Here is an 11,103-nt window from a genome sequence, read left to right as displayed (position 1 = left end):
AGGGGTCAGCACCTTGTCATTGCACGTACGACTCGCTCGAGCGTGGTGTGTCCTGCTGTTGCTGCTCGGGACCAGCGCATGGGCCCAGGGCACGGCGGTCATCACCGGTAAAATCATCAACTCGGCCAACAAGAAGCCACTGCAGGACGCGGTGGTGACGGCCACGTCTCCAAGCCTTCAGGGCGAGCAGACGGTGCTCTCGGATGCCAGCGGTCAGTACCGCATCCCCCAGCTCCCGCCGGGCGTCTACACCCTCCGGGTGGAGGCCGAGGGCTTCCGTCCCTACTTGCGTGGGGACATCCAGCTGCGCCTCGACCGCACCATCCGCTTCAACGTGGAGGTGCTGCCGGAGGAGGGCCTGAGCGAGGAGATGGTCGTCACGGCCACTCCGCCTTCCGTCGACGTGGGCTCGAGCGCCTCGGGCATGAACGTGGACGCCAACCTGCTCAAGAACCTCGCGGTGAGCCGCCCGGGCTCGAAGGGCTCGGCCTCGCGCTCCTTCGAGTCCCTGGCCGAGATGGCTCCCGGCGCGCAGGAGGACACCTACGGCGTGAGCATCAACGGTGGCACCTCGCCGGAGAACCAGTTCGTGGTGGATGGCCTGTCGGTGAACGACCCGGCCGTGGGCACCATCGGCACGCCGCTCTCGGTGGAGTTCGTCAAGGAGGTCAACATCATCACCGGTGGCTACATGCCCGAGTACGGCCGCTCCACGGGTGGCGTGATGAACGTGGTGACCAAGTCCGGCTCCAACGAGTTCCACGGCTCCATCTTCGGCAACGTGGCCCCGGGCTTCCTGCAGACGGCGGCCCCGGAGATCAAGCAGGCCGGCACCGTCATCTCCGCCAAGGGCACGCCGTGGAACCAGGGAGACTTCGGCTTCGAGCTGGGTGGCCCCATCGTGAAGGACAAGCTGTGGTTCTACGGTGGCCTGGCGCCCTCGTTCACCCGCATCCAGGTGGGGCGGCAGCTCAACGCCTATGACCTGTGCACCGCGGTGGATGAGGCCAACGGCTGCCTGGCGGTGGGCAAGGCGCGGATCGATCCCGTCACGAAGTTCGCCCAGACGACGCCCATCGAGGGCACCCGGGTCAACCGCTTCGCGGATGACCGGACCGTCCAGTACATCGGCAAGCTCACGTACCTCTTCAACCCGGACCACAACCTGTCGCTGACGGTGTACGGCACGCCCAACTGGTCGGGCGGCGCGAATCGCTACGCCTTCAGCCGCGATGGCGCCCCCGAGGTGTGCAGTGGGCTGTCCTGCACCGGGTTCGTCCAGGGCTCCTACGAGTCCATCGCCACCCGCCGCACGGGCGGCGCGCTGGACATCGTGGCCAAGCAGTCCTCCTCCTTCTTCAACAAGTCCCTGCTGATGGACGCGACGATCGGCTGGCACCACCAGAACGCCTCCATCCTCCCGTCGGACGGCTCGCAGCTGGGGGGCGACGGCCTCGCCGCCATCCCCCGGGTCACCTGGCGGCGCAACAGCAACCCGGGCCCCCACTCCGTCACCGAGTTCGAGAGCATCCCCGACGCCGCCGCCTGCAACGAGCCGGGCGCGAGCGTGGCGCGCTGCCCCGTCACCTCGTACACGACGGGTGGACCTGGCACCATCAGCGTCTCGGAGCTGGACCGCTACCAGGGCAAGGTGCTGAGCACGTACCTGCTCGAGGCGCTCGGCCACCACGTCATCAAGGCCGGCGTCGATGCCGAGGGCGCCAGCTTCTACAACAACCGCGCGCGCACGGGCCTGATGCCCTGGCGTGAGTGCACGGATGGCACGTGCTTCGAGAGCCGCACCCAGTATGGCTACCTCGACGCGCCGGACCATCCCGTCTTCCTGAAGAGCAAGGAAGGCACCACCACCGCGCTGACGGTCGGCGGCTTCATCCAGGACAGCTGGTCCATCCTCGACAAGGTGACGGTCAACGCGGGCGTGCGCTACGACACGCAGACCATCTGGGGCATCGACGGCAAGATGGGCCTGAACCTGCCCAACCAGTGGTCGCCCCGCATCGGCGTCATCTACGACTTCACCCAGCAGGGCCGCTCGAAGCTCTTCGTCAACTACGCGCGCTTCTACGAGAACGTCCCGCTCGACATGGCCGACCTCTCCTTCCCCCAGCAGCAGCAGCTGGCGGCCACCTACAACGCGCCGTGCGATCCCACGGACATGGCGGACCTGGCTCCCGGTGGTGACTGCACCCTGGCCTCCAACCGGCGCACCCGCGGGACCACGGACAACCCCAACCAGCAGTGGGTCTCCGAGGGTGGTGACCGCGTGCCGGTGGATCCGAACATCCGCGCCCAGTCCAGCGACGAGTTCGTCCTGGGCGCCGAGTACGAGGTGCTGCTCGGTCGCGTGGGCCTCTCGTACACCCGGCGCTACCTCAACGACGTCATCGAGGACATGAGCCGCGACAACGGCCGCACGTTCTTCCTGGGCAACCCGGGCCAGGGCTACTCGACGGACTTCCCCGAGGCGCGCCGCGACTACGACGCCGTCAACGTCTACTACACCAAGGCCTTCTCCAATCAGTGGCTGGCCCAGGTCAGCTACACCTGGTCCTCGCTGCGCGGCAACTACTCGGGCCTCTTCCGCGCGGACACCGGGCAGCTCTCGCCCAACCTGACGCGCGACTTCGACCTGCTGTCGCTCACCACCAACCGCAACGGGCCGCTGCCCGGCGACCGCACGCACGCCTTCAAGGCCTTTGGCGCCAAGGAGTTCCAGCTCGGCAAGGACACCAGCCTCAACCTGGGCGGTGGCTACCGGGCGCGCTCGGGCTCGCCGCTCAACTACCTGGGCTTCCACCCGCTCTACAGCGGCTCGGAGACGTTCATCCTGCCGCGCGGCAGCGCGGGCCGGCTGCCCTGGGTCCACAACGTCGACGGCCACGTCGGCGTCAACCGGCGGCTGTCCGGCAACTACACGCTCAGCCTCACCCTGGACGTCTTCAACGTCTTCAACTTCCAGCAGGTGACGGACGTGGACCAGACGTTCACCACCGCCGAGGTCAAGCCCATCGAGACCAACGGCAAGCCGGGCGACGTGGAGAGCTGCAAGACCGCGGGCAGCCCCGACTGCCGCGTCTACCTGGCCAACAGCTCGGAGGAGAGCCCCGTCTCCATCGCCGAGAAGGACCTCAACCCCAACTTCAAGCGCCCGATCGCCTTCCAGGCCCCGCGCGCCATCCGCTTCGGCATGAAGCTGAGCTTCTAGTGCTCGCACCCGGGAGAGACTCCATGAACCTTCGATTGATTGGCTCGACGACCGGTGCGGTGCTGCTCGCCTCGACCCTGGGCGCTTGTGGTGCCGCCCAGCAGGATCCGCAGTGCATGGTGGGCAAGGGTGCCTTCGCCACCGTCTACACCCTGAAGCCGGGGCAGACCCCGGCCCCCGCCTGCTCCTTCCTCAACACCCTCCCGCCGGAGCGGGTGGGCCTGGAGAAGTACTTCAACGAGGACCCCAACGGCCCGGACTCGGTGTCCCTGCGGTCCCGGCAGATCGGCGACGAGCTGGCGCACAAGGACACCCAGATCGACCCCGACGCGCCCAAGCAGGCGAACGCCGTGGGCGCGTTCGCGACGGAAGTCCCGCTCGAGGACAAGTTCTGTGAGGTGCCCGTGCTCACCACGGCGGAGCTGCAGTCGCGCTACGGCGGGGTCAGCAAGGCGCCCGTCAGCCTCCGGTACGAGTGGTCCAACCTGCGCATCTACAGCACGCCGCAGATTCCGGGCACGCAGTTCACCGCGGAGCTGCGCTACACCAAGGACGGCTGCACCGCCGAGTACTCGGCCAAGGGCATCTGGCCGGTGGTGGCCTGCGGGACGAACAACAAGCCCGATGCCTCCAAGTGCGACCCGAACCCGGACCCCGCCGTGGGCCGCGTGCGGGGCTCGGGCATCAACCCCATCTTCAAGGTGGAGTGCCACCCGGTGGCGCTCATCTGCGTGCTCACCACCGACGTGCCGTCCCGCGAGGAGCCCTGAGGCCTCGGGGGGCTGGCGGCCCACGCGCTGCCGGCCCCCTCGTCCGCCCTCTCGCAATCTTGTGTGGGATGGTGTAGGGTGTATGTCGCCATGCACCCCTACGCCATCGAGCTGTCGAAGGAACTGGGCCTCAAGCCCGAGCAGGTGGACCGGACCCTCGCCCTGAGCGAGGACGGGGCGACGGTCCCCTTCATCGCCCGCTACCGCAAGGAGGCCACCGGCGGCCTCGACGAGGTCCAGATCCAGGCCATCCTGGACTGGGCCGCCGAGCGCACCGAGCTGGACTCCCGCCGGGACACCATCCTCCGCTCCATCGAGGGCCAGGGGAAGCTCACCCCCGAGCTGTCCCAGGCCCTCCAGCGCGCCAGGACGCGCACCGAGCTGGAGGACCTCTACCTTCCCTACAAGCCCAAGCGCCGCACCCGCGCGGCCATCGCCCGGGAGCGCGGGCTGGAGCCGCTCGCCGACCTCCTGTGGAAGCAGGAGAGCGGGAAGAAGGACGACGTGGCGGCCCGCGCGCGCGCCTTCGTCAACGCGGAGAAGGACGTGCCGGACCTGGAGACGGCGCTCGCCGGGGCCCGCGACATCTGCGCCGAGCGCGTCGCCGAGGACGCCGGGCTGCGCCGCACCGCCCGCGAGCTGTGCGTGCAGCGGGGCCGCCTGAAGTCGGCCGTCGTCTCCGCGAAGAAGGGCGAGGCCACCAAGTTCGACAACTACGCCGACCACGAGGAGGACCTGTCCAAGGCCCCCTCGCACCGCATCCTCGCGCTGCTGCGCGGCGAGGCCGAGGAGGTGCTGCGCATCGGGCTCGCCCTCCCGGATGACGAGGTGAAGGGGACGCTCGCCTCGCGCGTCGTCACCCGGCCCCAGTCCCCGTTCGCCCCCGAGCTGCGCGCCGCCGTGGAGGACTCGTGGGACCGGCTCATGGGCCCCTCGCTGGAGTCCGAGCTGCGCACCGAGCTGAAGGAGCGCGCCGATCGCGAGGCCATCACCGTCTTCGGGCAGAACCTGCGCCACCTGCTGCTCACCGCGCCCGCGGGCTCCCGGCCCGTGCTGGCGATGGACCCCGGCCTGCGCACCGGCGTCAAGGTCGCGATGATGGACGGCACCGGCAAGGTGGTGGACACCGCCACGCTCTACACGGAGCGGAGCGGCAGCGAGCGCGCCGCCGCCGCCAAGCAGTGCGGGGCCCTCATCCTCAAGCACAAACCGGAGCTCATCGCCGTGGGCAACGGCACCGGCAGCCGCGAGGCGGAGACCTTCGTGCGCGAGGTGCTCAAGGCGCTCGGCTCGCAGGTGCCGGTGGTGTCCGTGAGCGAGCAGGGCGCCTCCATCTACTCGGCCTCCGAGGTGGCGCGTGACGAGTTCCCCGACCTCGACGTGTCGCTGCGCGGCGCGGTGTCCATCGGCCGCCGGCTGCAGGATCCGCTCGCGGAGCTGGTGAAGATCGACCCGAAGAGCATCGGCGTGGGCCAGTACCAGCACGACGTGGACCAGGGGCAGCTCAAGAAGAAGCTGGGCGAGGTGGTGGACTCGTGCGTCAACGCCGTGGGCGTGGACGTCAACACCGCGTCGCCGCAGCTCCTGGAGCACGTGTCCGGCATCGGCCCCACGCTGGCCAAGAAGATCGTCTCGCACCGCGCGGCGAAGGGCCGCTTCACCACGCGCCGGGAAATCCTCAAGGTGAGCGGGCTGGGCCCGAAGACCTTCGAGCAGGCCGCCGGCTTCCTGCGCGTCCACGGCCCCGAGCCGCTCGACGCGAGCGCCGTCCACCCCGAGCGCTACGCCGTCGTCGAGCGCATGGCGAAGGACCTGGGCGTCCACGTGAAGGACCTGGTGGGCAACGCCACGCTGGTGCGGAAGATCGACCCCAAGCGCTACCTGGGGCCGGACCTGGGCGAGATGACGCTCGAGGACATCCTCGCCGAGCTGGAGAAGCCCAGCCGCGACCCGCGCGGCGACTTCACCGCGCCCGCGTACCGCGAGGACCTGCAGAAGCTGGAGGACGTGAAGGAGGGGATGGTGCTCCAGGGCGTCGTCACCAACGTCACCGCCTTCGGGGCCTTCGTCGACGTGGGCGTGCACCAGGACGGGCTCGTCCATGTGTCCCAGCTCTCCACCCGCTTCATCAAGGACCCCTCCGAGGCGGTGAAGGTGGGCGACCGGCTGACGGTGAAGGTGCTGACCGTGGATCTGGCCCGCAAGCGGCTCGCCCTCTCCGTGCGCGCCGTCACCGAGGGCACCCCGGCGCCGTCCGTTGGGGCTCCACGTACCTCCGGGGCTGAAGCCCGCTCCACGGGCGGAGCGGCGCGGCCTCCTCCGGCGGGCAAGCCGGGGGGGAGCAAGGCGCCCGCGCCGCAGAAGCCCTCGGCCGAGCCCTTCAACAACCCCTTCCGCAATCTCAAGCGCTGAGAGGGCCTCCTCGGACAGCGAGGGGGCTGGCTCGCTGTCCGTGACAATTCGCGTCCCTCTCCCCCTGGGAAGAATCTCCGTATATCCTGGGTTCCCAGGAATTTCCGGGGACCCTGTGAGACGACCGCTGCCAGCCCTCCTCTGTATCCTCGTATTGTGCGGTGGCCTGGCGACCGCGCAGGACAAGGCCCCCATCGTCCTGGGACTGCATGCGGACATGAGCTCCGGCTCCGCGAGGAGCGGCGAGGCCATCCGTCGTGGGGTGCTCCTCGCCATCTCGGAGATCAACGCCCAGGGAGGACTGCTGGGCGGGCGCGAGCTGGAGCTGGTGGTGAGGGACCACCACGGCGTGCCCACCCGGGCCACGGAGCAGCTCCCGGAGCTGGCGAGCACGCCCCACCTGGTGGCCCTCCTCACGGGACTCCACAGCCCTCCGGTCATCCAGAACCTGCGCTTCATCCAGGAGCACCAGCTCGTCATCGTGAGCCCCTGGGCCGCGGCCACCGGGCTCATCCACCACGGGCTGACGCCCAGCTACACCTTCCGGGTCTCTCCGGACGACGCGCGGGTGGGGGAGTTCCTCGTCGCCCAGGCCCTCGCGCGAGGCCACACCCGCTTCGGGCTCATCCTGGAGAAGAGTGCCTGGGGCCGCAGCAACGAGAAGGCCCTCCTCGAGGCGCTGGCGCGGCGGCGGATGGCGCCCGCGTCCGTGCAGTGGATCAACCTGGCGGATGAGGACCTGGAGGAGAAGCTCGCCGAGGTGGAGCGCGCGGGCGCCGACTCCCTCCTGCTGGTGGTCAATGCGCCGGAGGCCGTCGGTCTCGTGAAGGCCCTGGCGGGCAGGCCCGAGGACAAGCGGCTCCCCATCTATTCGCACTTCGGGCTCTGCGGGGGCGACTTCGCCGAGCAGGTGGGCGCGAGCCTGTCCCGGGTCGAGCTCCACATGGTGCAGACCTTCTCCTTCCTGGAGGCCCGGAGCGCCCGGGCGCGCTCGGTGCTCGCGAAGTACCACGCGCTTTTCGGTACGACGTCCGAGGCGCAGGTCTTCAGCGCGATGGGCACGGCCCAGGCGTATGACGCCGTCTGGCTGCTCGCGCTCGCCATCCAGAAGGCGAGGTCCACCGAGCGCGCCAGGGTGCGTGACGCGCTGGAGCGGCTGGGCCCGTACCAGGGCCTCGTGCGCACCTACCAATCCGCCTTCACACCCTCCCGTCACGAGGCGTTGGCGCCTTCCGACTTCAAGCTGGCCACCTTTGATTCACGAGGCGTGCTGGTCCCTTCCCAGCGCGGGACATCGCCGTGAAACTGCTCCGGAGCGTTCAGAGCAAGCTCCTCTTCTTCTTCCTGCTCATCGACGTGGCCACGGTGGGGGTGCTCATCTCCACCGTGTCCGGCAGTGCGCACGAGGCGCTCGAGAGCGCCAGCCGGGAGCACCTGCGGGACCTGGCCCGCTTCGCCTCGCACGACATCGACGAGCAGCTCCAGCTGCGGTGGATCGCCGTGCGCTCGCTCGCCGCCAACCCCTTCATGACCAACAGCGTCATCGATACGCTGGGCCGGAGCGACTACCTCGAGCCGCTCATGCAGCGGATGACCCTGCCCGGCAAGGGGGGCGAGGAGGCCGATCTCTGGCTGGTCGACTTCATGGGCCGCGTCATCGCCCGGAATGGCCGGCGTCAGGCGCCGTCGGGGAGCGTCTCGTCCTTCGGGGACGCACCCTGGTGGCCCGAGGTGCGGGATGGGAAGCCCGTGGCCCGGGAGCTCTCCGAGAACGGCCAGACGCGCGTGCTCATCGCCTTTCCCGTCGTCTACCAGAAGCACACCGAGGGGGCCCTGGTCGCCCGGTTCGATCTCTCGTTCGTCCACACGGACACCATGCGCGAGGGACTCGAGGCGGTGCTCCTGGATGGGCAGACGCCGCTGGTGGGCAGCCTGCCCGAGCCGGTCACCCGGGAGCTGCTGTCCCGGTCCGCCGGGCCCGGCCAGCGCAACACGCTCCTGCTCGACGACACCTTCTACCTGCTCGTGCCGGTGGAGGGCTTCGCCCGCGAGCACGGCTTCAACTGGTCCCTGGTCCTCTCCGTGCCCGCGGAGCGCATCTCCGGGCCGGTGGATGCGATGCGCCAGCGGATGCTCCAGGGGGGGGCGGTGACGGCGGTGCTGCTGATGCTGCTGGTGGTCTGGCGCACCCGGGTGCTGCTGCGCCCGCTCCAGCAGGTGCGCGGCACCATGCGGCGCATCATCGAGGGGGGCGGGCTGCGCCAGCGCATCGAGGTCCAGTCCCACGACGAGCTGGGCGCCATCGCCACGACCTTCAACCAGATGCTCGAGCGCTTGGAGCACCGCACCGGGGAGCTGGAGCGCTCGCGGGATCAGCTCTCGCTGCTGGCGCAGATCACCTCCACCTCGCCCACCGCCATCATCATGTTCGGCAACGAGGGGTGGATCCGCGTCTGGAACGAAGCGGCGGAGAGGCTCTTCGGGTGGCCGCGGCTGGACATGCTGGGTGCTCCCTTCCTGGAGCGGGTGGTGCCCGAGGAGGCGCGCGGGCGCTTCACCGCGCTCGTCACGAACGCCGGTGGCAACGCGCCCGTGGACGCGGAGCTCTCCCTCCTCACCCGGGAGGCGGGCTCCATCCCCGTGCAGCTCACTGTGTCCCGCATCGTCGATGTGATGGGGCAGGTGCAGGGGCACGTCTGCATCGTGAGGGACCTGCGCGAGGTCAAGCGGCTGCGCGAGTCCCTGGTTCAGTCGGAGAAGATGGCGGCGGTGGGCACGCTCGTGGCGGGCCTGTCGCACGAGCTCAACAACCCGCTCGGCGTCATCCTCGGCTTCGCGCAGGGCCTGTTGAGGCGCTCCACGCTGGACGAGGGCTCGCGCACGGCGCTGCTCGCCATCGAGAAACAGACCCAGCGCTGCGCCCGGCTGGTGCGCACGCTGCTGGACTTCTCGCGCAAGAGCGGCCCGGTGCGCGAGCGCATCGAGGTGGGCGCCATGCTCGAGCGCGTGCGGGAGCTGGCCAGCGGTCAGGCCCGGCGCGGGCAGGTCCGCCTGGAGATCATCGAGCCCTCCGTGGCGGAGCTGCCCGATCTGGAGGCCAACATGCCGGAGATCGAATCCGCGCTGCTGAACCTGGTGGGCAACGCGCTGGACGCGACGGCGCCGGGGGGCTCGGTGTCCGTCGGAGCCCGCGTCTCCCCGGCGCGGGATGGAATTGAGTTGTTCGTGGCCGATACCGGCAGCGGCATCGCCCCGGAGGTGCTCCAGCGCATCTTCGACCCCTTCTTCACCACCAAACCCGTCGGGCAGGGGACGGGCCTGGGGCTGTCCATCACCCGGAGCATCGTCGAGGCGCACGGAGGCCGGATCGACGTGGAGACGGCGCCCGGCGCCGGCACCACGGTGCGCCTGTGGTTCCCGGTGGTCGCGGCCCCCGTGGCCCGTCAGGAGGAGGCCTCCGTATGAGCCCCTGCCCTCGTCCCTCGCGGCGGAGCCCCGCCCGCCTTCCCCCCTTCATCGACCAGGAATCCCCCCATGCCTGAGCAGATCCTCGTCGTGGACGATGAGCGCGACATGCGCCTGCTGCTCCGCTACCAGTTGGAGCAGGAGGGATACACCATCGCCGAGGCCCCCGACGGCCAGGCCGCCTTGCGGCTCCTGCAGGAGTCCCCGCCCGGCGTCATCATCACCGACGTCCGCATGCCGTTCATGAGCGGGCTCGAGCTGCTGCGCGAGGTGAAGCAGGCCCAGCCGGCCACCGAGGTCATCGTCGCCACCGGCTACGCCGAGGTCGAGACGGCCATCGAGTGCATGCGGGCCGGCGCGTTCGACCTACTCCGCAAGCCCTTCGACATCCACGAGATGTACTCGTGCGTCTCGCGCGCGCTCGATCGCCATCGCCTCAACGTGTCGGCGGACCTGGTGCGGGCGAGCCAGTCCTTCTTCGCGACGAGCGAGTTCGAGCGCATCCCCCAGGCCATCGTGGAGGGGAGCCGGAGCCTCACGAGCGCGGACGCGGTGGTGCTCGCGATCCCCGACGCCCAGGGGCAGCTCCAGGTGGCGCATGCGTGCGGCCTCGTCTCCGAGTTCGAGGGCTCCCTGCTGCGCGAGTTCGCCGAGCGGGTGGTGCGGGCGCTGCCCAATGATCGGACGCCGGTCCTCATAGGCCCCGGGCTCATGGATCGGCGGCTCGGCGATGCCTCGGGACTGGGGAAGGCGTCGGCCATCCTCTACCCCCTGGCCGTGGAGGATCGGGTGCTCGGGGTGCTCTGCCTGTTGCGCAGGAGCGTCCAGCGCATCTTCGGCAAGAGGGACCTGGATCGCGTGGCGGTGCTCTCGAGCCACGTGGTGCTCGCGCTGGAGAACGGGCGCCTGGCGTGTCAGCTCGCGGCCTCCGAGCAGCTCGCGACGCTGGGGCAGGTGGCGGCCGGCATCGGGCATGAGATCAACAACCCGACGGCCTACGTCATCAGCAACCTCGGCTACGTCCGGGAGCAGCTGACGGCGCTGCGCCAGGGCGCGAAGGTGGACCTGGACGAGCTGGAGCAGGCCATCCAGGACGCGCGCGAGGGGGCCCACCGCATCAGCGACATCGTCCGCGACATGCGCGCGTTGGCCCGCACGGACAACGGGGCGGGCGGCTGGTTCGACCTCAACGAGGCCATCCGCTCGGCGCTCCGCATCGCCCGGGTCGAG

General features: G+C 69.9%; 6 protein-coding genes. All 6 read left to right on the top strand.

What is annotated here, in order from left to right; translation table 11 throughout:
* Positions 1-58: 58 nt before the first annotated feature.
* Positions 59-3,226 carry a TonB-dependent receptor gene (locus VF697_RS10585; protein WP_331093881.1) on the top strand — a complete coding sequence of 1,056 codons (3,168 nt, stop codon included), beginning with the start codon at positions 59-61 and terminating at the stop codon, positions 3,224-3,226.
* Between the two features lie 23 nt (positions 3,227-3,249).
* Entirely contained in the window at positions 3,250-3,996 is a 747-nt protein-coding gene (locus tag VF697_RS10580; RefSeq protein WP_331093879.1) for a hypothetical protein, read from the top strand.
* A 90-nt stretch (positions 3,997-4,086) separates the two neighbouring features.
* Positions 4,087-6,408: a Tex family protein gene (locus VF697_RS10575; RefSeq protein ID WP_331093877.1), complete on the top strand. Its 2,322-nt coding sequence runs from the start codon at positions 4,087-4,089 to the stop codon at positions 6,406-6,408.
* Positions 6,409-6,448: 40 nt separating this feature from the next.
* On the top strand, positions 6,449-7,711 hold the full coding sequence (locus VF697_RS10570) for an ABC transporter substrate-binding protein (RefSeq protein ID WP_331093875.1): 1,263 nt from the start codon (positions 6,449-6,451) through the stop codon (positions 7,709-7,711).
* A complete protein-coding gene (locus VF697_RS10565; RefSeq protein ID WP_331093873.1) occupies positions 7,708-9,873 on the top strand; it encodes a sensor histidine kinase in 2,166 nt (721 codons plus the stop codon). The genes VF697_RS10570 and VF697_RS10565 overlap by 4 nt, the downstream gene beginning before the upstream one ends.
* A 69-nt stretch (positions 9,874-9,942) precedes the next feature.
* On the top strand, positions 9,943-11,103 hold a 1,161-nt coding region (locus tag VF697_RS10560), incomplete at its 3' end, for a response regulator (protein ID WP_331093871.1).

The sequence above is a fragment of the Archangium sp. genome, assembly GCF_036388035.1.
Classification (GTDB): domain Bacteria; phylum Myxococcota; class Myxococcia; order Myxococcales; family Myxococcaceae; genus Archangium.
The sequence above is the reverse complement of the archived record's forward strand: the minus strand, read 5'-3'. Positions and strand labels throughout refer to the sequence as shown.